Source organism: Methylobacterium sp. yr668 (assembly GCF_900116245.1).
GTDB lineage: Bacteria > Pseudomonadota > Alphaproteobacteria > Rhizobiales > Beijerinckiaceae > Methylobacterium.
In genome coordinates this window covers 40,143-63,692 of record NZ_FOZY01000030.1, presented here as the reverse complement: position 1 = coordinate 63,692, position 23,550 = coordinate 40,143, and the positions used below count along the sequence as shown (strand labels likewise).

Here is a 23,550-nt window from a genome sequence, read left to right as displayed (position 1 = left end):
GACGCCTACCAGGACCACGACAGCCCGGAGAAGATGTACGCCGAGGCGGGCCTCGACGCCACGACCATCGTCAAGACCGCCCTCGACACCCTGCCGGCGGAGACCGGCAAGGCCGAGCCGGCAAGCAACGTGGTGAGCGTGCGCCGCCGCCCGCGCTGACGCCGCGGAGAGCGCGGTCTCCCGCGCTCATTCCGTTCGCTGTCGATGTGTTCGGACCTCCGCCCGTGATGACGGAGAGGGCATCTCAACCACAGCCTTGAGACGGAAACGGAATCCCACCTCATCCTGATGGGCGGAGCGCAGCGTAGCCCTCGAAGGAGCCCTCCAGCGGTCTCCCGATCCCTGGAGGGCTCCTTCGAGGCCCGGTGACGCGGGCACCTCAGGATGAGGGCGTGGAAGGGAGGCTCGGGGTGATTGCCCTACCCCAGCGCCTGCTCCACCGCCTTGCCGCAGGCCTGCGTGTCGGCGTTGCCGCCGAGGTCGCGGGTGCGCAGCGTCCGCTCGGACAGCACCCGCTCGATCCCGCCGACGATCTCGGCCGCCGCCGCGTGCTCGCCGAGATGCTCCAGCATCATCGCCCCCGACCAGATCTGGCCGATCGGGTTGGCGATCCCCTGGCCGGCGATGTCCGGCGCCGAGCCGTGGACCGGCTCGAACACCGACGGGTGCACCCGTTCCGGGTTGATGTTGCCGGACGGCGCGATGCCGATCGTGCCCGTGCAGGCGGGCCCGAGATCCGACAGAATGTCGCCGAACAGGTTGGAGGCCACCACCACGTCGAACCGGTCCGGGTTCAGGACGAAATGCGCGGTCAGGATGTCGATGTGGTACTGGTCCCACCGGACGTCCGGGTAGGCCTCGGCCACTGCCTTCACCCGCTCGTCCCAGTACGGCATGGTGATCGAGATGCCGTTCGACTTCGTGGCCGAGGTCAGGTGCTTCTTCGGGCGCTTCTGAGCCAGTTCGAACGCGAACCTGAGGATCCGGTCCGTCCCGTGCCGGGTCATGATCGTCTCCTGCAGGGCGAACTCCCGGTCGGTGCCGGCGAACATCCGGCCGCCCGCGTTCGAGTACTCGCCCTCGGTGTTCTCCCGGACCACCCAGAAGTCGATGTCGCCGGGCTTGCGGTCGGCGAGCGGGCACTTCACCCCCGGCATCAGCCGCACCGGGCGCAGGTTCGCGTACTGGTCGAATTCCCGCCGGAACAGGATCAGCGAGCCCCAGAGCGAGATGTGGTCGGGCACGCGCTCGGGCATGCCGACGGCACCGAAATAGATCGCGTCGTGGGTCTCGATCCGCGCCTTCCAGTCCTCCGGCATCATCCGGCCGTGCTGCTCGTAATAGTCGCAGCTGGCGAAATCGAACCAGTCGAGCTGGAGGCCGAAGCCATGCCGCTTGGCCGCCTGCTCCAGCACGCGCACGCCCTCCGGCACCACCTCCTTGCCGATGCCGTCGCCGGGGATCACCGCGATGCGGTAGCGACGCTGCTGGCTGTTCTCTGGGGCGGCCATGAATCCTCCAAGCGTTTCGAGGGGCGGGCCTCTGCGGGGCCCGGGTCGTCGGCGTCAGGTGATTGGTCCGCGCCGGGATCGGGTCAACACCCCGACCTGACAATCAGTCGGTTTCGCCCGCCATCGCCCGGCGCTGGCGGTCGAGCTCCTCGCTGTAGCGCTTGAGCGTGTGGCTCTCGGTGAGCAGGCCCAGCACCTTCCGGCTCTCGGCGCTCTCGACGACCGCGAGCGCCTCGCTCTCGGTCCGGTCGAAGGCGGCCGCGGCGTCCTTGGCGTTCATGCCTGGCGTCAGGAAATCGTCCGCGTGCAGGAGCAGGTCGGCGAGGACCGGCTGCGCGTCGGCGCCGGAATCCCGGGCGGCCGCGTGCGTCTCGGGCACGTTCAGGATGCCGGCGTAGCGCCCAGCCCCGTCCACGGCGATCACCCGGGAGGGCGAGCCGAGGGGATGGGCGCGCAGGAAGGTGGGCAGCGGCGTGTCCAGGGCCACGGTGCCGGGATTGCGGCGCATCAGCCGGCCGACGGTGAGCGAGCGGATCCAGCCGACGTCGTGGGGGCTGCGGATGCTCTCGCCGCGCAGGTGGAAGCGCCACGTGGCGAAGGAGTAGCCGAAGGTCTTGCGCACGGTGAGGGAAGACGCGATCACCGCCGCCAGCACGACGCCGGTGATCGGCAGGCTGCCGGTGACCTCCAGGGCCAGGAACGTCATGGTGAGCGGGCCGCCGATGACCGCCACCGCCAGGGCGCTCATGCCGATCACCGCGTAGGCGAGCGGCGTCAGGCCGAAATCCGCCAGCGGCGGCACCAGCACGGGGGCGAGGGCGGCGAACAGCTTGCCGGCGATGGCCCCGAGGAACAGCGACGCGAAGAACAGGCCGCCGCGGAAGCCCGAGCCGATCGAGATCGCCGAGGCCGTGGCCTTGGCGGCGAACAGCCCGGCCAGGACCGCGATGCCGTGCCCCTGCCCCTCGGCGGCGAAGTGCATGTGCAGGGCGCCGTGGCCGCCCGAGAGCACCTGCGGCGTCGCGAGCAGCGCCAGCGCGCCGACGCACAGCCCCCCGAAGGCGGGCGCCGCCACCCGCGGCACGCCGGAGGCCTGGACGAGGCGCTCGACCAGCGTGACCCCGCGCATGATCAGGATCCCGAGGCCCGCGCAGAACAGCCCGAGGGCGAGGCTCGGCAGGATCTCGAGGCTGGTGACGTGCGAGGTCGTGACCGCCTGCATGTCGCCGAGATCGACGAGCGGCTGCGCCTCGATCAGGGCGCGCGAGATCAAATTGCCGCACAGCGCCGCGACGACCACGGGCGTCAGCGTGGCGATCGAGTAGGTGCCGATGATCAACTCGAAGGCGTAGAACGCGCCGGCGAGCGGCGCCCCGAAGCCGGCCGCGATCGCCCCGGCCGCGCCGCAGCCGACCAGGGTGCGCAGGTCGCTGCGCCGCACTTCGAAGGCGATGCCCAGGCGCGAGGCGAGGCCTGAGGCGATCTGTGTGTAGCCGGCTTCCAGACCCACCGAGGCGCCGGACCCGTTCGAGATGACGTTCTGGAGCGCGAGGTAGAGGCTGTCGCGCAGGGACATGCGGCCGCCGTGCAGGGCGTTGGCCTCGATCGGGTCGATGGCCGGGCGCTTGCGCGGGCCGCGGACGTAGTTGGCGGCGACGATCAGCAGGCCGAGGACGGCGCCGCCGAGGCACGGGCCCACGAGCAGGAGCGCCGGCGGCACGGCGTCGACGGCGCTGAGGCGCGCGCCCGCGGGCAGCTGGTAGAGATGCTCGCGCAGGGTCTGGGTGATCCAGGTCATGGCGGACACCGCCACGCCGGCGACGCAGCCCACCAGGGTCGCGAGCGCGACGAGGCCGCCCTCGCTCCGTCGGACGAGGCTGCGGAGCCGCCCGGGGGCCTGGACGAGCCCGATCCCGGTCCAGGGCCGACGGGGCCTCCGCGCCGGCCTGACGGGCCGCCGGGCCGGGACGTCGGCCGATCCGTCGCCGGGCGCCCTGCCCCCGCCGGCGGCGCCCGATGGCTGTCGCGCGCTCACGGTCCGCCCCCTCGCCTCCGGTCCGCCCGATCGGCGGGGCCGACGCGTCGGCCCCGCCGCCGCAGTTACAGCCGGGGCCGAGCCCGTTGCAAACGGGCGGCGCTGCGGGAGCGCGGCCGGCCCCGGCGCGGGGGGCTCGGACGGCGCTGTCCACGAAGTCCAAATCCCGTGCACGCATCGCCTTGAAAACTGCCGCGGCCCACGATACACCCCGCGCCAGTGCCGCCGTAGCTCAGTTGGTTAGAGCACCAGATTGTGGATCTGGGGGTCCCCCGTTCGAGCCGGGGCGGTGGTACCATCCATTCAGCTCGACAGCGCGAGGGGTTGGCGGATCGCCAGCCCCTTTTGCTTGTGCGCGGATGGCACCGCGCCGTATCAGGGCCAGCCCGAACCCTCACTCCGCCCCGATCAGAATTGACGGGACCGATCCTCGCGCCGGAGCCGGCCTGTACACAGGCGGCCGCTCCAATGCTCACGCACGTTATAGAATCGCCAAATTTGCTCGCACACCGTCCCGTTTGGGAGAAGACTATTTTCGTTAGCGTGAAGACTGCCATGAAGAGCACGACACAGCAGGATCAGCTCGAGATCGTGAGCGACCTCGCGGCCTCGCTCGCCGACCGGATGCTGATGGAGCGCCTGACACAGGGGAAGCTGCCCCTCGCGAACGCGAGTCGCCTCTGGACAGCCTCGCTGCTCCTGGAAGAGCACGCGCGGCCCATCCCGCGCATCGTGACGGACGTCCTCGAGCAGGTCCGGCACGTGGAGCCGGACGACGAGGATGCGGTCGACGGGGACGACGCCGACGGGATCGGTGCGGGGCCGGAACCGGACTTGGCCGCGGCGCGGCGTGCGGCCCGGCCGGCGCGCCGGCGCGGGCTCACCCGCTTGCTCCGACCGTTCCGGCAGGCGGCCGAAGGCTGACCCGCGTCGACGGCGCCGGACCATCTGGCGGATCCGGAGTTCCCCGCGCGCGCCCGGGACGCTAAGACCGTTCCCGAGCGTGGCGGCGGGCGCCGCCGCGCCAACGGGCTTCGGGACACGAGAGATGAGCATCCCTGAACGGCGCGTCCGCACCCTGTTCGACGAGGCGGCCATCGCCAAGCGCAACGACGAGCTCGCCCGCGAGATCCTCGCCGCGCGGCCCGAGAACCTCCTCGTCGTGGCGGTGCTCAAGGGCAGCTTCATGTTCGCGGCCGACCTGCTCCGGTCGCTGCACCGGGTGGGTCTCGCCCCGCAGGTCGAGTTCGTGCACCTGTCGAGCTACCGCACCGGGACGGTCTCCAGCGGGCAGGTCGAGATCCTGCGCGACGTACAGAGCGAGGTGCGCGGGCGGGACGTGCTGCTCGTGGACGACATCCTGGAATCGGGCCGGACCGTCGTCTTCGCCAAGGACCTGCTGATGGCCCGCGGCGCCCGGCGCGTCCTCACCGCGGTGCTGCTGGAGAAGCCCGGCAAGCGCGCCGTGACGATCGACGCGGATTTCGTCGGCTTCACCTGCCCCGACGTGTTCGTCGTCGGCTACGGGATGGATGCCGCCCACGCCTTCCGCCAGCTGCCCTTCGTGGGCGTGGTCGATTACGGGGACGGCGCCCCGGACCTGTTCGACGCCTGACCATGCCCGCGGCGCGGCATTTTCGCCGCGGGCCGCGACCCGCGGGACAATTCAGCCTGCGACGACTTGACAGACGGAGAATTCGTCTGCGTCTGTCGGTATTTGGGCGCGCGCGGCGTCGCGACGCGGCGCGCGCGGATTTCGGGGACGGTTACGGGACCACATGGCGCGCATCCTCCTGGTGGATGACGAAGAGACCGTCCGGGGCTTCCTGAAGCGGGGGCTCGAGATCGACGGGCACGCGGTCGTCACGGCCAACGACGGCAGCGACGGGCTCGACCGCCTCAACGAGGCCGACGGCGGCTTCGACCTGATGCTCACCGACATCCGCATGCCGCTCATGGACGGCATCGCGCTGGCCCTCGCCGCCAAGCGCGACTTCCCCGACCTGACCATCCTGCTGATGACCGGCTTCGCCGATCAGCGCGAGCGCGCGCGCGGGCTCGACGCCATCGTCACCGACGTGCTGACCAAGCCCTTCTCCCTGGCGGATCTGCGCGCCACGGTGAGGCGGGCGCTCGCCGCCTGAGCCGGGCGGGACCGGTTCAGAAGAACTTAAACATTGCTCTTAGGTTGAGCTTCACGAAAGCGTGGCACCTTCGGTCCGACTGATCAGACCGAGCACGGAACGCCATGTATCGCCGGGACCGGGACATCGACGCGGCGGCGTATCAGGCGGACCGCTACGGCTGGGAGCCGGACGACCGGGACTGGGACGACGACCGCGACGCGCGGCGCCCGCGCAGAGGCGTCTTCGGGCGGTTCTTCTCGCCGACGAAGCTCGCCCTCCTCGCGGTGCCGGCCGGGCTGTTCCTGTACGGCAGCTTCGCGGATTGCAGCGCCCGCCCGGCGGCGGGCTGGCTCGGTCTTGTCGGGGCCGGGGCCTGCGCCCGTACCGAGATGCTCGGCAACGTCCTGTCGATCCAGGACAACCTCGCGCTCCTGAAGCGGCTCATCGACTGAGCGCCCGCTCAAGGCCCTTCCGCGCTCCGCCGATCCGCTCCGAACCGACCTCCGCGAGGCCGCCATGTCCACCCGCCCGCTCCTCCCGGCCTCGTCCGGCCGCGCCTCCGACGCCCTCGAGGAGGCCCAGTTCCGCGCTCGCATGGCGCGGGTCGGCCCGGACGGCGCGCACCGCACCCCGCGCCGGAACCGGGCGCCCGAGCGGCGTCGCGGCTTCCGGCTCGGCTGGAAGGGCTGGCTCGTCGTCGACTGCCTGGTCGTGCTGCTGGTCGTGGCGGGCGTGGTGGCGTGGCCGCCGGTCCAGTCCTGCCGCAACCAGGACCAGACGGTCGGGTTCTACGCCGGCGATTCCGTCGGCAAATGCATCCGGCGCGGCATCGCCGACCGCCTCGACACCGCCGACCAGCGCCTCAAGAGCCTGATCCGCCGCTCGGGCCATTGAGGGCCGGCCGCGCAGATCCTGGCGCGGCTCGGATTGAGCGGCGCTTGTACGCCGTTTCTGCGAACCGAGTATCTGTCTCGCGCGCCCCGCCACCTTCCGTTCTCAACGCCCCCCACGCGGTGGCGGCGGGTCTGAACCGGTACGCCTGTGCCGACTAACGAAACTATTGATAAGATTTCACAGCCAACGCTCGAAATGTTCCAGGGCGCCCACACGTTGGTGCCGCATTACACCAATGGACGAGTGCTCATGCCCGGATATCGAAATCCGGGCCTAGCTGCCCTCTCGACGGCGACTACGTTGTCAAAACTGAGTTGAATCGAACGCTATATTCCTGGCTGCGCGAACGCATGGAGCGCAAGAGCCGGCACTTCAGAACGTTCGCCGAAGACATGAAGCAATTCGCCGATTTCTCGGACGTCGCTGACCGCGACCTCGACGGCCGGACACCGTTCCTGCCGAACGGCTACTTCAGCTACGGCGACGCATTGGCCCTGACGACTGTCCTCGCCACACGCACGCCGGCCCGGTATGTCGAGGTCGGAGGCGGCAACAGTACGAAATTCGCTCGCCGCGCAATCGGCAAGTACAAGCTCGACACCAAGATCGAGTGCATCGACCCCAATCCGCGCTCAAGCGTCCGCGACATTGCGGATAAGTGGATTTCTAACGGCCTCCTCGATGTTGACCCGTCCTACTTTCAATCGCTGAAGGGTGGCGATGTGCTGATGCTGGATGGCAGCCATCTCCTGTTCCATGGCAGCGACACGACGCATTTCTTCCTGCCAATCTACCCGCTTCTCCGGCCGGGCGTGATCGTGCATGTGCACGACATCCATCTGCCATATGAGTATCCTGAGATTGCGACAGGCTTTTTTGGAACGAGCAATACATTCTCGCCATGATGTTTTACTATAAGCCTGCGTCCGACATTATCGCTCCGATCATGTACAGGCATCGTGAGGGCATGTGCGACGAGGGTGCCGGCTTCTGGTTCGAGGTCTAGCGGGATCCGCACCGGAAATCGCCATCGCTTCTGACACATTGGCAACCGCTCGGCATACGCATGGCGGTGAACGGAATGACGGGCAGGGAATATGTGAGCGATACGGCATTTCGCGCGCATCCAACGGCGAACGGGCTTCGCGTTGATGCGATCATCGGAGGCCTTCTACGCTTCTATACGAACGCGCGGAGTACCGGACGATGCCTGGGCTGACCTGGCGGCCCGCCGGTCCGGGCGAGCCCTCCCTCGGAGGCCAGGCCACCCCGACCGGATCGGCGGCGGCCGCGCCGTGGCGCTGATCCACGGCAACAGCCCCTGCTGCTCGCTCGAGCGGCGCCCTCGACGAACTTCACCCTCGACAGGGATACGTTGGGTCGGACCAACCCTGCCCGCGCAGATGGGGATCGACCCGGTCGACGAGAGCTTCCCGACCTGTCGGACGCGGCACCGGGCTCAAGGGTCGAACTCGCGCGGGACCTGCGCGCCACGGTGCGGGCCTGGACCGGGGTCCCGACCTTCATCGGCCTCGGCCCGACCAAACCCTGCTTGAGGAAGCGGTGGCGGCGCACGCTGAACAGTTCGGGGAGAAGCTGCGGCGCCAAGGACTGGAAACCGATCACGTCACGGTCTTCTACCACACGAGCGAGCACGACCGGGACGAGCGGATGCGCTCGGTGTCGACGCGGGTGCAGCTGCCGGAGCACAGTTCGGACACGCTGGCGCCGATCAGGGTGGTGCGGCACAGGGTGGCACTGCCTTGGCGCGCGGCCGTGACGCTACAGCAAGGCGGAGATCGTCACGACCGACCTCGTGCCACTGCCACAAGACCCACGGGCGCTGATCGGCGCGCCGGACCGGGCGGGGCGAGCCCGCTGATGGTGGCGCTGGACGCGTGCAACGCGCGCTGGAGCCGAAGCACCGCGGTGCCCGCGCGGGTGATCCGGTGCGACTGGAACACCAAGGTGTAGAAGCGCACGCCGCGCTACAAGACGCTGGTGAGCGAACTGCCAATCACCTACGCCTGAACCTTAACAGGATGGTTGGGTGACCGCTGTAGGTGGATTTTCGCAGATCCGCTGGCGCGCGGCGATGCACATAAGCGGATGTACCCCGTGCCCGCCCAAGCCCCCTTTGGAAGGTTCAAGCCCGCATTTCGCGATGCCCGGAGTTGATACGGAAGCAGCCCTTTGGTGGCAAAATCTAGTCGAGAAATATAAGTGCGCTAGGGCTTGACTGGTCAGTTCTTTCAGCGATTTCGAAACCCTCAAGTGCTATGCAGAGGACCGTCCATTAATGGGAAGGGGTTGTCGGCCCCGCCGTTGTTCGCAAATGTCGCGCCGACCCCTACCAGCACGTTTTGCGGGACATGAGCCATTGCAGACCGCTCGCTTAAACCAACTTGACGGACTTCGGGGGTTTGCCGCGCTAATCGTCGTCCTATTTCACTTTATGTCGGCCTTGGTCCCATTTTTAGTTCCAGAACAGCAATCAAATGCGCCATGGATATCTTACAGTCCGGCGGCCGTTTTATGGAACGGAACATTTGCTGTATCTGTATTCTTTGTTCTTAGTGGATTTGTTTTGACAAATGCCACTATACGCAGACCAGATCCCATATGGGTCAACGTGATCATTAGATATCTACGCTTGGCATGCCCGGCACTGTTAAGCACTTGCTTCGGTTGGCTATTGTTGAAAATCTTTCCTACAGAAGCAAGCGCGCTCCATGAAGTTACGCATAGCCGCTGGCTTCTGTGGACCTATCAGGGAGATATTCCAAGTTTTAGTGCCGCCATTCGAAGCGGAGTTTTTGATATATTTGCAAAAGGCGGTTCGTATTTCAATAACGTTCTTTGGACTATGCGTCCTGAGCTATTTGGATCAATTTTATGCTTCATAGTTTGCCTTTTTAAGCTCGTAAGAAACAGGATCATTATAACATCCATTTTTTTGTTATTAATATATACACTAAATAAATATGATTATGGAAGCTTTATTGTGGGTATATATCTGCGAGAAGCGTGGGCAGCTGGGAAATTGAATTTTAGATTTCCAATGATTGCGGTGATTCTTGGCCTGACCATTGGATCCCAGAGTGGTGACGCAGCTAATATATTGGGACTTGACTGGCTCCCTTCATTTCTTGCAATGGGCACAAAGGACAGCATCCTCTACCCGATGGCCGCGGGTTTGATTGTATACGGATGCATCAACTCTCCTACTGCACATCGCGCTCTTTCTGGAAAAATAGGATTGTTCCTTGGATCTATATCATTCCCACTATATTTAGTCCACGTTCCTGTAATTTATACGGTGTTTTCGTTTATTTTTTTGATCAGACCGGACAATATTATTTATCAAGTACTTGTTTTCATATTTGCTTTTGCGGCAATAATTTCTCTTGCTTACATGGCAGAGGTTTTCGTCGAGAGGCCGTTCCTGAAGCAATTAGGAAAACTACGTTACTTTCTTAACGACTTGAGTTCCCGCCTTCGTGGTCGGATCCGAGGACATAAGTGACACCCTCACGCTGAACGTAGTCAAACATTAGGACTTGTTCCATCCTAACCAGCAGCAGAACTCAGCACCCAGCTGACTCAGATCACGGCGTAGAAAACCGACTTGTAATCAACCATTGTCGGTGATGAGCGCCTAGGCCGCGCGAGCGTTGGTGCGGAGCGTCTCGGCGACGTCGTGGCGCCAACCCTTCGGACGCGGGTGGGTGTCGCTGGCGCGATCGGCCAGCACTGCGACGACCACGGCGCGGATCGCCCAGTCGGTAACCTCGGTGGTCTCGCGCAGTTCGGCGAGTCGTGGGTTCCGCGGCCATCCACTCTCAAGCCGTGAACTGTGCCGCCTCCCGCATCGCTCGGGCGCCGGCCTTCTTCGGCCCACTCCAAAGGGGCGCGCGCATGCACGATGAACGGAACGTGCCGAGATGTGTGCCTTGACGAAGCGCCCCCAAACGTAGTCAAAAGCGCCTCTGACGCACCGAAACCGCCAATTTTCTCAATGGTTTCAGAGCGCCTGCCGGTGTAGCACAGCGGTAGTGCAGCGGTTTTGTAAACCGAAGGTCGGGGGTTCGATCCCCTCCGCCGGCACCATATACTTCAACAACTTAGGCCGACTTTTACCTCTGCCGCATCCCCTAATCTCCAGTCGGGGTAACAACTGGGGTAACGGTGGAGGTAGTTCGCTGGCCCGTTGCCGGTCGCACCGGATGCGCGAGCGACGTTCGTGGGGATCTGTCGCTCGGGTGGAGGACAGCCGGGTCCGACCGCGGTATCGTCTACTGGTCGACCCTGGATCGACCTCCCCGCCCGCCCGCCCTTCTCAACCCCCGATCGTCGTGGGCGGGCGTGGATGCTTGGGTTCTCACCAATCGCACCGGCTGCGCGATCGGCGTTCGTGCGGAACACGGGAATGTGATCGAACGCTTTGGCTGAACAGAACATTGCGGGCCCGTCGACTTCGGTTGATCTCCACGTCCGCCGCTTGGTGTGCCCCTCAAGCTGCCAGCGCGGACGTGGATGCTGTCGAATTTGTGAATGGCAGAGCGCCTAACCTGAGTTATTTTTCGTTCGTTGGCTTTCTTGCTGACGATCCACGCCCCCTCGAAAGCTCATCACCCCTCAGAGCTGACGAGAGGGCGTGGATGCTCGGCAAAACGGAAACCGTTTCCGTTTTCCAGAAGCGAAATCGTTTCGCATTTGCCCGTCCGCGCGTAAGGCTACCGGTGTTGGCGCTCGGGATGGGTCGCCGACCTCCGCGCCCGCCTGATGAGCCCGCCAGAGCTTTCCCGGGCGGGCGTGGATGCCAAGGGGATCGCGAAACGCTACCCCCTTAGCCGTCGCCAACTTGGCGAACCCTAGACTGACCGAGTCGCCAAGTTGGCGACTTGGACTCACCGCCCGGCTGCCAGCGACGGCAGGTCCGCCCGGGCGGCCAGGGCTTCGGCGATCCGCACTCGATCCCGTGAACGAGCGAGGGCCGCGTCTGCGTCGGCCATCAGCAGCTCGTGCCGGAACAGGTCGAAGCGGGCGAGCCGGAGCATCCGGATCGCGAGGAAGGCGTAGATCAGCCGCATAGTGCCACCACCTCATTCAAGAGTGCGATGAGGGCCCGGTGCCCCTGATACCTGTCGCCGTCGTCGTGCTCCGCGATCATCAGGCGCGCCTTGGCGGCGAGGTCGCCCAGTGAGGTGCTGGGCTCCTGAATGGATCGCTCGATCACCGCCATGAAGCGGTCGAGCTCGGCGTTCATGCGCTCATCCGGCCAGACGCAGTCCGGATGAGATGGATCCTTCACCCAGTTCCAACGCTCAGCCGCAGCGTTGCAGGCCGCAGCCAGGTCTGAGGTCAGGGCAGCGATAGCCGGCACGGAGGCCAGCGGGACCGCGAGGATGGCGCCGAGAGCGGCGCGGCGGGTGGAGGCGGTCATTGCCCGCCCTCCACATCGGCATAGAAACGGCGGTGGAGGCTCAGGACCTGCGTCTGCTGCTGGCTGATCAGGAAGTCCAAAGCCTCGATCTGCTCCCGGGTTAGGACGATCGTGACGTTCTTGCCGAACTTCGGTGCCCCCTCCGTCTCCCTGATGGTCTCAGAGAAGAACGCTTCGAGGACGATGCCGCGCAGCCGTAGGTCGCAGATATCGCTTTCGCATTCGCGATAGCGCCTGCCTAATTCCTCGTTCCAAGTCGCAAGCTCGGTCGGGGTTCGGGCGGCGGTCATGCGCACCTCCCGTAGCCCAGGAAGCCCTGCTCGCCGATCGCGTCGTAGTCGGCGATGCCGTTGTCGTCGGTGTTGCCCTCGGCGTCGTGGCCGTCTTCCAGGTCCGCGTCGACGTCCTCTGCATCTGCGTCGCCGTCCATGGCGTCGAGGAGGTCGATCAGGCCGCCGATCAGATCCTCGACCTCAGTGCGGGACAGAGCGCGGACCGGCCTGGCGCATGCAAACGACAAGTTGGCGCTTGCATCGACCGCCCGCATCGCGCGGATGGCCTGTGTGACCGGTCCTACCTGTGCTGAAGGCAAGCGCGGGCGTTCACCGCCGCCGAGGGGCGGTGTAGGGTGGTGGATAGCCATTGACGGAGATCCCAGACGTTGATGGTCAGGGCCGAGAGGAAGTTACCGCTTCCGCTCGGCCTGCCTTTGTGATTAAATGTAGTTAGATCCGCTGTCAACTACATTTAATGGACGCCATGGGCCGCCCGCCTGTCGACACCCCGAAAACCCTGCCGGTGTCGTTCCGGCTGCCGCCAGAAGTGAAGGCGGCGGCTGAGAAGGCCGCGAAGGACGATACTCGGTCTGTGTCCAGCTTCATGGAGAAGCTCCTCACCGAGTACCTGAAGGCGAAGGGCTACTTGAGATGACTGACTCAAGCGCAGAGCCTACAAAGATGTCTGAGGTTCTGCGCTTGGCAACGGCGGTGGCCGCTCGCGTGCTAGAGGCGCAGATCATGCAGCACCAAATTGCCACAAGCCAAGTCACCGCACTCATGCGCACGGCAGGGTTCTTGAAGGATCACAACGTGCCATGGCCGCCGCTGCTGGAGCAGGTGCTTCACGAGTTAGCTGACGACATGGCCGGCCGCAGAGCGGATATCGAAGCCGCGAAGGCGGTGGCGGATGACAATGGTCCTGTGACCGGCCTGACGCGCTTCATGGCCGCCTTTCGCCGTGAGAAGGGTTACAGCGAGGAGTCCTGATTGCCACACTGGTCAGGGCTATGTGCGGCACCGCGAGGATGCGGAAGGCGCGAATTGAGGAGCCTTGTATGGCTGACAACCACAGCAAAGAGCGAATGCAGGCTGAGGCCGCATTTGCAAAGACGCAGGACCGTTCCGGCGGTCAGGTGTCTGATCAGCCGCCGGTTAGTGCTACGGATCAGAATACCGCTCGCCTGAAGGCTGCGCGCCTCGAACGGGATGCCGCCAAGGCTGGGTCCAAAAAGCCATGATGGACGACGCCATAGGCGAAGCCCTCACCGAGCACCTGAAGGCGAAGGGCTATCTGCAATGAGGCGCACGAAGCCCAAGCTGCCCGACAGCCTGACCCAGCCCCTTTCCGATCCGAAGATCGTCGCCTTCAGGCCTAGAGCCAAGCAACGCAGTCCCTACCGGATGTCCGGATCGGCGCAGAAGATCGCTGTCTCCGTCGTGACCCTTATCGTCGTCGTGCTGGCCGGTGGTTTCCTGCTGCGCCTGTGGTAGCCGCCGGCGTCATCTTCATCGACGAGAACAGCGAGGGGCCCGGATTGCGGCTCCGGAAGGCGACACCCACCGCAACCTAGAGCCTTTCGGCTACTGACGTAGGCGAAACGCGCCCTAGGTTTTTCGCCCATAGGTTGAGAGGAGCGCCGATGTCCGAGAACCCCAGCCACGTTCAAGGCTACCGTGAGACCAAGGCGGCGAAGGCTGCCGAGAGGTACGATCAAGCCAACGCAGTCTGGGCGGAGGTTGAAGCGGAGCGTCGAGCCGTCGATGAGCGGACAGCGAAGCTGCGGGCGATGCGGCTGGCGCAGGAGAACGGTGAGCCGGAAGGGTCCTGACGATGCAGTCGCTAGGCGGAAGGCACTTAAGGCCACTATATTTTGCGCCAGCTTCAAATTGCTTGTTGCAGGTAGATCTTCTTATCCAAAATCGTCTGATCTTGATAGCCTTCTGCTGATGCGACGACTTTGATATTGGCGTCCACATCCACCGGCAGCATAAACAAAGGTATCGGTATGGCCCCAACTTCTCCTTTTGTAGTTGGCCGAACGTCCGCCTTTATTTTCCCGACATGCTTCTTGCCGTAGAATATATTAATTGTAGCATCAAGCGGATCGAGGTCTTGAGGGATTAGCTCGATGAACAAGCCGAGAGCTAAAGTCGACGGCATCTCTGCGACGATTATGTCTCCAGAGTAAACGTTAATTAGCGAATATTTGCGGTTCTCAGAGGGCACGACGTGCTCGCAGAGAACCACATTTCCGAATTTAAGCCTCTTGGCCATTTCAGAGCATTGCTTCTATTTTAGAGACGCGCACCGCCGATGAGGTCGAGGCGGTCGGAGTTCTGTGCCTATCTAGTTCAACGACATTATTTTCAGGGATCGTTTCTGGGCCCAACGGATGGTTAATAAGTCTATTTTCGGCCGGGTCATATATCTTGACATCAATACATTGATCAAGCGCCCAGATCATATCCGCCAGGGTGCTAATGCGCATATTCGTCTGACCAGTAAGACGCCTGTTCACAGCCGAACGATCAACACCGAGTTTGTCAGCCAGCTGAGACTGGTTGATGAGCCCGTCGGCGTTTTTCTTCGCAAACGCGTCGCGGAGCTGTGTCTCAATGGAGCCCACCAACGATAGAAAGATTTCTTTGCGTCGATCGTTTCTATCTCGGAAAAAGCTCATTTAGTTCTCCTCTCAAAACGGTGCCTGTTAGCCTATGCTCTCTAATAAAATCTTTCACCCTTCGCATTGCATCGTTTACGAGCTGAGCGTTTCCTTCCTTAAGCTTTAGGCATCCTGCAACGGCGACGAACTGATGTGGTGCCGGACACCATCCTAAGACACGCGATCCGAATGGTTGAAATTTTAGAATACCGTCTTTTGTCGGTACTACGCGCCTGATCTCCCCGGCTCCCGGATGTTCGGCGCAACAGAAGTCGCAGAACATTTGCTCAAGATGGTCCGCTCGCACTCTTCGCCCGCTACCAAGTTTTTCATCCCAGAGCTCATCAGTTTCTAGGATCCACTCCCGAAGGGCCGGGGCAACATAGATCGGCCGGATCGCCTGTCGCAGCTCCCATCTGGGCAACGTGAATGGCACCAAGACGCCATCTGCAACCGCGCTCGCAATTGTTGCCATATAAGTCAACACGGCCTGCATGACCAGTGGCTCGCCCGTCACAATGGCGGCTAACTGACAGGCTCGCAACGAGCCATATTGCTCGACACCGCCATCTCGGTGGCTATCTTGGCGGGATGCGCTACGCTCTCGCCGCCATCGCGTTCGTCGTCACTGCCGGTGGGGCGCAGGCTCAGAGCACAGCGGACATCGCGGCCTGCCGGGACGTGAAGGACTCGCTGCTACGCCTGCGGTGCTTCGATGATGTCTCAAAGCCGGCCGCCCAGGCGGCGCCCTCTGCGGGTGCCAACACGACTAAAGCGAAGGTGCCCGACTTTGCGGCCTACGCCGTCGCTCCATACCGCGGACCCATAGGCCTTCCGGATTTTCGGGGCCGTGATCGCCAGCATGCCTCGTACAGAACCCGCATCCTAGCTGGTGCCAAGGCCGGTCCGAACTTCGCGGGCCACCTCGCTCTCGTGCCGATCGGCTGTGGCTCAAGCTGCGTCTTCGTGCCGGTGGTCGACGTGCAGACAGGACGCGTGCTCGACTCCCCTCTGGGAGGCGAGGATATGCTGTCGCTCGACATGAAATACCAAATCGACAGCCGACTGATCGCCGCTCGCTACATATCGAACGAGCGGTGCAAGTTCGAGGAGATCGTCTGGACGGGGAATGCGTTCCAAAGAGGCGCCGTCAGGGATCTTGGTGATCGTGAGGCGTGCTGGGCGGAAAACTAATCCGCCTTCGCCATCTGCCGCCCATGGTTCTGCACGATGTCGCGGAAGAGGTTGCCGGTGGCTGAGGTTGTGACCCGCGCGTCCGGCCCGGCCTTCTGCACGTTGACCACCACAGAGCCGTTGTTCTCGACCTTGGGCCCAGCCACGATGCCGGCCCTGCCAGCCGAGGCATCGAGGCGTCCCTCGCCCTGCTGCATCGCCTCGAATGCCTTCCTGGCCTTCTCCCGGGCCGCCCAGCCCTCGCCGTCGGCTTGGCCGCCGCGGAGGCGGTTAGCCTCCTCCATCGTGATCCCAGGCGCATCCTTCATGCTGTTGGGCTTGAGGACGCGGGGTGTGCCATTCGGCAGGAAATCAGGGTCGTTCGATGAGATGCGCGGGCGCTCGCCGATTGGCGGGATGCTCGCAACCGGCGCTCGCTCACCGCGGGCGAGCGCGCCTCGAAGCGCCGGATTGTAGTTCGACCAGTTGCGGATCCCGCCGTTCCGCAAGAGGTGGAGCGCCACGCGAGTCTGCTCCTCCAGGCTGCCTGACATCGCGTTGGGCGCCGTGATCCCGAGACCCGGCGCAATTCGGCGCCAGTTCGAGTTCAGCATCTGGTAGTAGCCCTGAGCGGTGTAGCCCTTGGCCTGCATGGGGTCGACGCCGAGTCGCTTGCCCATGTAGTTCATCTGGTTCTTGCCGCCGCCCTCGTACTTCATGATGAGCCCGAGCGTGTTGCGCTCGTCGGCCGTCATCGGCACGTTGTCAGGAACCCCCGGGATTGAGCCGCCCCCCCGGCCTATTCCCGACAGGCGCCCGTTACCGCCCTCCATCTCCGGCACTTTGCTGCCCGGGGCGAGTGGCACGGTATCGCCACCGTTATATCCCGGCACGGTCCGCTTCAGGTGCTCACGGAAGCGCTCGCGCATCGCATCGCGCTCGCCCTGCTCACCGCTGTAGCCCGGCCCAGAGCCACCCCCCGGCAGGTTCGCGCCGCCACCGAGGCCGGGAGGCCTGCGGAAGCCTCCACCGCCCAGGTAGGCCGCGGACTGAACGCGCGCTCCACCGAAGAGCCCATCGCCATCGGCAGACGACTTCTGCGCGGTCGCGCCATCCCGCCGCGCCTTCATCTCGTCGGTCAGGCCTTCGATCGATCGGCGCAGCTTCTCCGTCGACTCCCTATAATCGCGGTCGCGCTCCTCCGGCGTGCGGGCCTTCAGGCGGGCCAACTCGGCTTCCGCGGCCGTGAGCTTCTGCTGCGCCGCCTCCGGGCTATCGATCAGGCCCATGCGCTGCTGCGTGCGACCGATGAGGTGGTCCGAGGCATCCTTTGCCACGTCCCGCAGCTTACGAAGGCGATCCACATCCTCCTGCGCCGCGATCTCGTCGTCACCCTTCATGGGCGCGAGCCGGCGCGCGAGGGGGCCACTGCCACCGTCCAGGTGCCGGAACGACTCGACGTACTTGCCTTCGCCGAACGAGCGGATCGCCGCCGCGATCTCCTTGATGTCGTCGGCCAGCGGCTTCACCAGCGCCGTGGTCGCCAACAGCATCTCCTTCGCGGAGTCGCCGGCCCCCTTCCAATCGATAGCCCTGAGTTCGCGGCTGACATCCTCCAAGCCAGTGCGCAGGCCCTTCACGAAGTCGCCGCGCTGGTCCTTCGCGATGTTATCGATCCACTGGGTAAGCTCCGACGCAAACGGGAGTACCTGCCGGGCGATGGTCATGCCGATCGTCTGCATCGAGGTGCGCAGGTCGGCGATCGCCTGCTCGAACTTCTCGGCCTGGAGGATCGCCTTCGGGTCGAGCGGGCCCAGCCGTTCCTTCTGCTTGTTCCAGACATCAGCCAGCTTGCCGAGGTGCTCGTCGCCGAGCCGACCGAAATCCGCGTTGCCGAACACGTGCTGGGCGAAGATGCCCCGCTCAACCGGGTTCTTGATGGTCTCCATGAAGGTGAGGCTCTTGCGGAGCTTCTCGCCCTCGTCCGAGGTGCCACGGATGTCCTTGGCGAAGTCCTGAAAGGCTTTCCGCCCGGCCGCGTCCGTGCCCTGCCGGTTGATCCACTGGTAGGTGTCGCCGATGCCGCGGGAGAACTCGCGCATGTTCCCGGCAAAGGTCTTAGTACCGGCGGCAACCGCGTCCTGCTCAAGGCCAAACTTGCGGGCGACGGCGCCGAAGGTCTGCAGCGTGCCGGCAGCCACGCCGGTTTCGCGCGACAGTGCGCCGAGGCTCGACAGGTTGCTGGAGAGCTTGCTCAGCGACATCGCCACGCCGGCCACCGCCGCGCCCGCCGTCAGGCCGGTGACACCGACCGTCGCCAGCGCCGGGTTCAGGATCGTCGTCGCCGAGCGCGCGGTGGACTGGATCGCGGCCTCGGCCTTGCCCATGCCCTTTGCCAAGGTCTCGCCGTGCGAGGCACCCTGCCGGCTGGTGTCGAGCAGCTGCGCCCGCAGGCTCTTCAATGGGCCGCTGAACCGGTCGACCACCTCGGCCTGCATCCGCAGGGTCTCATCGGCCATGCCGGCCTCCTATGTCTTTGAGGGCGCTCAGGTGTAGAGCCCCGCAGGGGTGCCGCCGGAGCCTTGAGCGCCGCCGGACTGGGTCTGGCCGCCGCCGTTGTAGGCTTCCGGCAAGACGAGGTTGATGTCGGTGGTGGTGCCCTGCGGCCCCTGCGAAGAGGTCACAGCTTGGATGGCTAGCAGCATGTGGTCCTTGGTGAAGAGCATCGGCGAGTAGACCGATACGACATCGCCGATGTGCTCCAGCCAGAGGCTGTTCTGGTCCTTGAACCAGCCCTGCACCTTGATGTTCACGCTGATCTGGTTGGCGAGGTTGAACCCGTTCTCGTGCGCCGCCCTCATCCTCATGTCGGCCTGGTCGCCCGGCTGCTCAGCGAGGAAGCGATACGGCGCATGCTCAGTGACGGCCGAGTTCTTCACCGTGGCGGTCACGTCCCGGGAGGCGTCGCCGAACGTCTGATCGTTGCCAGGCTGCTGACCGATAGACTGGATCTCAGAGAAGGCGTCGGCGTAGTCGAACACCGCGTTGGCCGCGAGGATGTTCCTGCCTTCCTGCAACTCGGCGATGGCGCCGGCCTGGGGCTTCAGCCGGTAGCCGACGATGTCGGCGCCCTGGCCGGGCAGCAGGTAGATGTTCCGGAACCGGCACAGACGCTCGATGAAGTCGAACACGCTCTCGCCAACTAGCACGTTGACCTTCGGAAACACCTTGTCTGCGTCGGACGTGTCGCCCTTCAGACTGAATTTGACGCCGTAGGGTTTCAGCACCGAGTTCGCGATCTGGCTGAGGCTGTAGCCTTTGAACTCACCTTGTTCGTGGTTGACCGCCGATCTCGCGATCACCTGCGAGCGGGTCGTGCCCGTAATCTGCAGGCCATGTTCGCGAGCATCGTAGGCCGGCTGCCGGCCGGTGATACGGCCCTCGGAGACGGCCTGCCGACCACCGAGGATCACCTCGCAAGGATCGCCGATCCCGAGCTTCATGGAAGCGAAGTCCGGGGCACTCTCGGCCGGCGCCGCCGCGGTGAAGGCGAACTTCGGGAACAGCTCGACGCCGCTCCGCGTCACGCTGACGGTCTGCCAGTTCAGGTAGTTCTTGCCCTTCACCTTGATGGAGGCGACTTCCTGCGGCTTGGGCATGTCAGGCCTCTCCGGTTCGAGGCAGACGAACGATGCGCTCTTGGACTTCGTTGAAATAGCGCTCGAAATCGTCGTGATCGTAGGCTTCGCCGCGCATAGCGGCGACTCGGTCCCAATCAGGCTCTGTGTTCGGCTTGTTGTACCGGTCCATCACAAAATCGCTGATGCCATTTTCGGCGAGATAGTCGGCCATGCATCCACCGATGTGAGTGGCGGACACATACTCTAGTGCGAAGATCTGCTTCGAGGTCAGGCCCATCGCGAAGGCGGCCTCTGCTATGCGGCTGTAATGTTCCGTGATTAGGTGGCCGAACGCTTTGACGAGTAGCGCTTGCTCGTTCGACGGCAGCTGGAAAGTCTGCCCTTCGTGCCGGATAACCCGCCCCGTCGAGATGTACCGCTCGACCCAGCCACGGACGGCGCGCAGATCGAACTGCGCAGCGACGCCACGGCGACCAGGTTTCAAGATCGGACAGCCCCGTCGAACCCAAGAGTCGACCGTCGGCAAGCTGACACCAAGCTGATTGGCTAGATCATTGCGCGAGACGACTTCGGTCATGCGTCAAGCCTCGGAATAAATAACATAAAGCGGTTTTGAAATTCTGCACCTAGAGAGAACCTGCGCTCGGGCGGACCCTCGGCTTGGGGGGTGGTCCGGAAGAACCTAGGAACTCGCATCAGGGCACCCTCCGTGCGGAGATCCCCGTTGGGTCCCACCTCACTGGGCGGCAGCGGCGACGGCATCGCGGATCACCGTGCTGTCGATGGTGCGCTCAACCGCCTCCCACCACGCGTCCTCCTGGGCCATCTGAAGCTCGGCGTAGCAGCCACCGAGAACCATGGCCGGCGTGCCGGGGAAGGCAGCCTCGGCAGCGGCGAGCGGGCATCGGCTGTCCACCTCGGCCTGAGCCATGACGGCGATGATGGCCGCCTCGACCTGCTTGCGGGTGTCCTTCGACATGACGCTGTCCATCTCCCTGTGGTGTGCGGGAAGGAGACCGCAGCAGGCCACTACACCGCCGCGATCTCCGATGGTCCGCCGCTTGGTCGACGGGAGTGCAGTCGCGCCGGCCTTTGGATCCTCTCCCATGGCGTGGAGGACAGGCTGGCTTTCCGGTGTTGGGCTGACTGCGTCGCCCTCAATGGCGCGGGTGAAGGAGGCCCTTGCGGGTCTGGCCCACGCAATTCTGGATCAGGCGACGCGCTTCCAGCGGGTGCCATCCATTGCGAAGCGCTCGGCGCCGACCTTGTAGGCGGCACCTGGAGTGTGGAGATCGCGCCGGGTCAGTTCGACAGCCGCCCGGGTCTGGGTAGCCTTAGCTTCGTTCTGGCGGTTCTGTGCCGACCATGCCGCGATGCGCTCGGCCTGGGTCGGCTTGCGCTCGGCGGTCACCGGCTCGGGCTTATTGAGGACGCGGCGCCAAAAGGCAGCGTGCTCGCCGGGGTTCTGTCGATCGATGGTCATGCTCAACGTCCCGCGCTGGAGTTGATGAGAGAGGGAATGCCGCCCCAGATCCGGGGAGCGTCGCGGCCAAGGCCGGGCAGCGTGACGCGATGAGAGAGCGGGATGTGCGGCTCTCCGGGTGTGCCGGGCACGTAGACCTCCTGCTCAACCCGCTTTGCGACGCGGTGCCGGAGATCGTCGCCAGCCATTGCGCTCGCACGGGAGCCGTCGCGGCTGTCGACCCAGACGAGGTTGTGGGTCGTCTCGTAGCGGGTGGGCGTGCCTTCGGTGCCATTGAACGGCTCGCCGGGCGGCACGGGCTCGGCGCCTTCAGGCAGGTTCCGATTGGCCTCAGCGATTGCCCGCTCGTGCTCGCGCAACTGGCCGAGCAGCCCGGCCATCTCCTGGGCCATCGTGACGTACCGCTCGGCCAACTTGCCGGCCTCGGCGCTGGCCTTCATGCCGACCTTGCGAAGGGCTTTGCGGCGGGTCTGCTCGGCCTCGTTCTCGGCCTTGGCTTCGGACTCTGCGATCACGGCAGCGGCGTGCTGTGCCTCGGCCTGATCCTGCTTGGCCTTCGCCAACGCGATGCGGGTGTCGAGTGCGAGCAGATCCTCGACCGAGCCGTTCACCAGCAGGTCGAAGCGAGAAGCCTCCAAGGACTCGCGCTCGGCCTGGGCGGCGTCACGCTCCACCAGGATCTGCGCGGCGGTCCGAGGCTCGACCGGCACCGTCACCGGCAGACGGTCAAGGTAGCTGCGACCTAGGCTGACGTGCGGCGCGACGTTACCGTCGTGACGGTTGTGGCGGATGTTGACGTACTGCATGCCGGTCTCCCTCAAGCTGCACGAGCGAGAGCGGGAGCGGCCGGCGGGGTGCGGGGGCCGTCGTCGGGACCGAGCCGAACACCGTGACGGGCGAGATGCGCGCGCAGGCTCTGGCGCGTGAACTCACTCATGGTCTGGCCGCGCTGGCGGGCTGTGATCTCCACCGCTCGGGCGAGGTCTGTCTCGACCTTCAGCCGGAGCAGGGCGTCTCGTCGGAGAGGATTGGTCATGATGTGGCTACGCCTCAATCACTGCGTAGCTAGAACGATGGATCTTATACTGCGATGCGGCAAGCAGTTGCCGATACTAATTAAATCTCGCTCGCCACTGCCTGTTCGTCCATAGTTATGCGATGTTATGTTTTGTGATATTCAGCCCGGCATATTTATGCCAATATGCCGCACCCTGAAAGGCAACGTTCATTTAGGGGTCTAACAGCCGAGCTGCGCCGTGAACGTTCAGAGAGTTCCGCATCAGCCAATTTGCTGAAAGGAGTTCGCCATGAAAGCGCGTATCTATCCCGACGTGAACACGAGTTCGGCGAGCAACCGAGCCGCAAATAGGACTGTTCACCGTCAGGGTGAGGACGTCGACACAACGGACCAGCTTCCCAGCCCGTACCTGCTTGGCATCGCTCTAGCGGGCTCAGCGGTAGCTGCTTTGATAATCCGATTGGTAATTGGGTGAGCGTTGCGGCGCGGCGTAGCCCATCACCGCGTCGCTGAACATCGGCCACCTGTGCAAGGCTTCAGATCCGCGCCCGCGTTCTCCGTGGCCATTCGACACGCGCGCACTGAAACTGGACCTTTCGCACCTGCCATCGCTTTCACTTGACGAGAGCGAGGAATTGCAGATGCCCACCGACCATGTCGACCACGCTCCAGCTACCTGGAAAACGCTGATCATCACGACGGTGTCCGCCTTCATAATCTTCATGATCGTATGGATGCTGTACTTGGCAAACTCAGGAACAACGGCACAGCTGTCATCGCTGTGAAAATTGTCATTGCGCCCGCCGCCTACGTGCCGGCCCAAATAGATTAAGCCTCGTCCGATTGGGGAACCGAGATGAACGCTCTCATTTTGCTGATCAGCAGGTTCATCCAGTTCTTCGCTGACGGTGGCGATAAGCGAAGAAGCACATCGGAAAATGTTGAGCAGGAAAATAGCTCGCTTGGAGGGAGCAGGTTCATCAGAGCCAGGAACTTCGATGATGATTACAGGGAAGCCACGGAGTTACTGAAGACACGTATGGATAGACGGTTTCCGGACAACTTCCGCGCGAGACTGGGAACGGACGGGAGCGGCACCTACGACCATGGCCAGGATCGTGCTGCCGCCGTCGATACCATGTCGTCCGAGATAGCTACGGCGCTTCGAAACGGGGCCACCGTCAGGCAGGCAGCGGAAGCGGGCGCCGCGAGCGCTGGCATCTGAAGCACGGATTGGCGCACGACCTCACCCGAGGACCGTGCCGAAGACTGTATGAAGTGT

Annotated in this window: 30 protein-coding genes and 2 tRNA genes; 17 read left to right on the top strand and 15 right to left on the bottom strand. The window is 64.2% G+C overall.

Annotated elements, in window-relative coordinates; genetic code table 11:
• Positions 1-419 precede the first annotated feature (419 nt).
• Positions 420-1,511: a tartrate dehydrogenase gene (locus BM419_RS26055; protein WP_091928132.1), complete on the bottom strand. Its 1,092-nt coding sequence runs from the start codon at positions 1,509-1,511 to the stop codon at positions 420-422.
• Between the two features lie 103 nt (positions 1,512-1,614).
• Positions 1,615-3,546 carry a chloride channel protein gene (locus tag BM419_RS26050; RefSeq protein WP_244540868.1) on the bottom strand — a complete coding sequence of 644 codons (1,932 nt, stop codon included), beginning with the start codon at positions 3,544-3,546 and terminating at the stop codon, positions 1,615-1,617.
• 221 nt (positions 3,547-3,767) lie between these two features.
• Here BM419_RS26050 and BM419_RS26045 point away from each other — a divergent pair.
• From BM419_RS26045 to BM419_RS26000, 10 genes are all read left to right on the top strand, one after another.
• A tRNA-His gene (locus tag BM419_RS26045) sits at positions 3,768-3,844 on the top strand.
• Between the two features lie 257 nt (positions 3,845-4,101).
• The gene (locus tag BM419_RS26040) at positions 4,102-4,470 is read left to right on the top strand and encodes a hypothetical protein (protein ID WP_020094393.1); all 369 of its coding nucleotides are present in this window, start codon (positions 4,102-4,104) and stop codon (positions 4,468-4,470) included.
• Positions 4,471-4,594: 124 nt separating this feature from the next.
• On the top strand, positions 4,595-5,161 hold the full coding sequence (hpt, locus tag BM419_RS26035) for a hypoxanthine phosphoribosyltransferase (protein WP_020094392.1): 567 nt from the start codon (positions 4,595-4,597) through the stop codon (positions 5,159-5,161).
• A gap of 163 nt (positions 5,162-5,324) precedes the next feature.
• Positions 5,325-5,690 carry a response regulator gene (locus BM419_RS26030; RefSeq protein WP_007567202.1) on the top strand — a complete coding sequence of 122 codons (366 nt, stop codon included), beginning with the start codon at positions 5,325-5,327 and terminating at the stop codon, positions 5,688-5,690.
• A gap of 104 nt (positions 5,691-5,794) precedes the next feature.
• A complete protein-coding gene (locus BM419_RS26025; protein ID WP_091928131.1) occupies positions 5,795-6,124 on the top strand; it encodes a hypothetical protein in 330 nt (109 codons plus the stop codon).
• Positions 6,125-6,188: 64 nt separating this feature from the next.
• Positions 6,189-6,566 carry a hypothetical protein gene (locus tag BM419_RS26020; protein WP_020094390.1) on the top strand — a complete coding sequence of 126 codons (378 nt, stop codon included), beginning with the start codon at positions 6,189-6,191 and terminating at the stop codon, positions 6,564-6,566.
• Positions 6,567-6,916: 350 nt separating this feature from the next.
• A complete protein-coding gene (locus BM419_RS26015; protein ID WP_091928130.1) occupies positions 6,917-7,471 on the top strand; it encodes a class I SAM-dependent methyltransferase in 555 nt (184 codons plus the stop codon).
• Between the two features lie 658 nt (positions 7,472-8,129).
• Complete coding sequence (locus tag BM419_RS33010) at positions 8,130-8,540, top strand: DinB/UmuC family translesion DNA polymerase (RefSeq protein ID WP_244540867.1); 411 nt, start codon at positions 8,130-8,132, stop codon at positions 8,538-8,540.
• A 406-nt stretch (positions 8,541-8,946) separates the two neighbouring features.
• Positions 8,947-10,092 (top strand): acyltransferase family protein, encoded by a 1,146-nt coding sequence (locus tag BM419_RS26005; protein WP_175556376.1) that lies wholly within the window; start codon positions 8,947-8,949, stop codon positions 10,090-10,092.
• 509 nt (positions 10,093-10,601) lie between these two features.
• Positions 10,602-10,676: transfer RNA gene (locus tag BM419_RS26000), tRNA-Thr, on the top strand.
• Between the two features lie 800 nt (positions 10,677-11,476).
• On the opposite strand, the gene BM419_RS25995 is transcribed toward BM419_RS26000, so the two are convergent.
• From BM419_RS25995 to BM419_RS33005, 4 genes are read right to left on the bottom strand one after another with little or no spacing between them, the layout of a single operon-like run.
• Entirely contained in the window at positions 11,477-11,659 is a 183-nt protein-coding gene (locus tag BM419_RS25995) for a hypothetical protein (RefSeq protein ID WP_091928129.1), read from the bottom strand.
• Positions 11,650-12,012 carry a hypothetical protein gene (locus BM419_RS25990; RefSeq protein WP_091928128.1) on the bottom strand — a complete coding sequence of 121 codons (363 nt, stop codon included), beginning with the start codon at positions 12,010-12,012 and terminating at the stop codon, positions 11,650-11,652. The genes BM419_RS25995 and BM419_RS25990 overlap by 10 nt, the downstream gene beginning before the upstream one ends.
• A complete protein-coding gene (locus BM419_RS25985; RefSeq protein WP_091928127.1) occupies positions 12,009-12,302 on the bottom strand; it encodes a hypothetical protein in 294 nt (97 codons plus the stop codon). The genes BM419_RS25990 and BM419_RS25985 overlap by 4 nt, the downstream gene beginning before the upstream one ends.
• Positions 12,299-12,655, bottom strand: coding sequence for a hypothetical protein (locus BM419_RS33005; protein WP_244540866.1), 357 nt, complete (start codon positions 12,653-12,655; stop codon positions 12,299-12,301). The genes BM419_RS25985 and BM419_RS33005 overlap by 4 nt, the downstream gene beginning before the upstream one ends.
• Before the next feature lie 107 nt (positions 12,656-12,762).
• Between BM419_RS33005 and BM419_RS25975 the strand changes: the two genes are divergently transcribed.
• The 5 genes from BM419_RS25975 (at position 12,763) to BM419_RS25960 (ending at position 14,119) form a co-directional block, all read left to right on the top strand.
• Entirely contained in the window at positions 12,763-12,942 is a 180-nt protein-coding gene (locus BM419_RS25975) for a hypothetical protein (protein ID WP_244540865.1), read from the top strand.
• 26 nt (positions 12,943-12,968) lie between these two features.
• The gene (locus tag BM419_RS32600) at positions 12,969-13,277 is read left to right on the top strand and encodes a hypothetical protein (RefSeq protein WP_175556375.1); all 309 of its coding nucleotides are present in this window, start codon (positions 12,969-12,971) and stop codon (positions 13,275-13,277) included.
• A gap of 68 nt (positions 13,278-13,345) precedes the next feature.
• Entirely contained in the window at positions 13,346-13,528 is a 183-nt protein-coding gene (locus BM419_RS32070; protein ID WP_139257120.1) for a hypothetical protein, read from the top strand.
• A gap of 58 nt (positions 13,529-13,586) precedes the next feature.
• A complete protein-coding gene (locus BM419_RS25965; RefSeq protein WP_091928126.1) occupies positions 13,587-13,781 on the top strand; it encodes a hypothetical protein in 195 nt (64 codons plus the stop codon).
• A gap of 149 nt (positions 13,782-13,930) precedes the next feature.
• Positions 13,931-14,119 carry a hypothetical protein gene (locus BM419_RS25960; RefSeq protein ID WP_091928125.1) on the top strand — a complete coding sequence of 63 codons (189 nt, stop codon included), beginning with the start codon at positions 13,931-13,933 and terminating at the stop codon, positions 14,117-14,119.
• A gap of 53 nt (positions 14,120-14,172) precedes the next feature.
• Here the strand turns inward: BM419_RS25960 and BM419_RS32065 are convergent, their stop codons facing one another.
• Complete coding sequence (locus BM419_RS32065; RefSeq protein ID WP_139257119.1) at positions 14,173-14,517, bottom strand: hypothetical protein; 345 nt, start codon at positions 14,515-14,517, stop codon at positions 14,173-14,175.
• 49 nt (positions 14,518-14,566) lie between these two features.
• Positions 14,567-14,971 (bottom strand): helix-turn-helix domain-containing protein, encoded by a 405-nt coding sequence (locus BM419_RS32060; RefSeq protein WP_139257118.1) that lies wholly within the window; start codon positions 14,969-14,971, stop codon positions 14,567-14,569.
• 573 nt (positions 14,972-15,544) lie between these two features.
• Between BM419_RS32060 and BM419_RS25955 the strand changes: the two genes are divergently transcribed.
• A complete protein-coding gene (locus tag BM419_RS25955; RefSeq protein ID WP_091928124.1) occupies positions 15,545-16,147 on the top strand; it encodes a hypothetical protein in 603 nt (200 codons plus the stop codon).
• Here BM419_RS25955 and BM419_RS25950 read toward each other — a convergent pair.
• The 7 genes from BM419_RS25950 to BM419_RS32595 all read right to left on the bottom strand — a co-directional run bounded on the left by BM419_RS25950 (position 16,144) and on the right by BM419_RS32595 (position 23,091).
• Positions 16,144-18,645: a hypothetical protein gene (locus tag BM419_RS25950; RefSeq protein ID WP_091928123.1), complete on the bottom strand. Its 2,502-nt coding sequence runs from the start codon at positions 18,643-18,645 to the stop codon at positions 16,144-16,146. The two genes, BM419_RS25955 and BM419_RS25950, sit on opposite strands and share 4 nt — an antisense overlap.
• A 27-nt stretch (positions 18,646-18,672) precedes the next feature.
• Positions 18,673-19,785, bottom strand: coding sequence for a phage baseplate assembly protein (locus BM419_RS25945; protein WP_091928122.1), 1,113 nt, complete (start codon positions 19,783-19,785; stop codon positions 18,673-18,675).
• A 1-nt stretch (position 19,786) separates the two neighbouring features.
• Entirely contained in the window at positions 19,787-20,344 is a 558-nt protein-coding gene (locus tag BM419_RS25940) for a terminase small subunit (protein WP_091928121.1), read from the bottom strand.
• A gap of 159 nt (positions 20,345-20,503) precedes the next feature.
• Positions 20,504-20,746: a hypothetical protein gene (locus BM419_RS25935; RefSeq protein WP_132369076.1), complete on the bottom strand. Its 243-nt coding sequence runs from the start codon at positions 20,744-20,746 to the stop codon at positions 20,504-20,506.
• Between the two features lie 231 nt (positions 20,747-20,977).
• A complete protein-coding gene (locus BM419_RS25930) occupies positions 20,978-21,250 on the bottom strand; it encodes a hypothetical protein (protein ID WP_091928119.1) in 273 nt (90 codons plus the stop codon).
• 2 nt (positions 21,251-21,252) lie between these two features.
• Positions 21,253-22,056: a flotillin family protein gene (locus BM419_RS25925; RefSeq protein ID WP_091928118.1), complete on the bottom strand. Its 804-nt coding sequence runs from the start codon at positions 22,054-22,056 to the stop codon at positions 21,253-21,255.
• 645 nt (positions 22,057-22,701) lie between these two features.
• Entirely contained in the window at positions 22,702-23,091 is a 390-nt protein-coding gene (locus BM419_RS32595; protein ID WP_175556374.1) for a hypothetical protein, read from the bottom strand.
• Positions 23,092-23,124: 33 nt separating this feature from the next.
• Between BM419_RS32595 and BM419_RS25915 the strand changes: the two genes are divergently transcribed.
• Positions 23,125-23,493, top strand: a complete 369-nt coding sequence (locus BM419_RS25915; RefSeq protein WP_091928117.1) for a hypothetical protein — start codon at positions 23,125-23,127, stop codon at positions 23,491-23,493.
• The last annotated feature ends 57 nt before the right edge of the window (positions 23,494-23,550 follow it).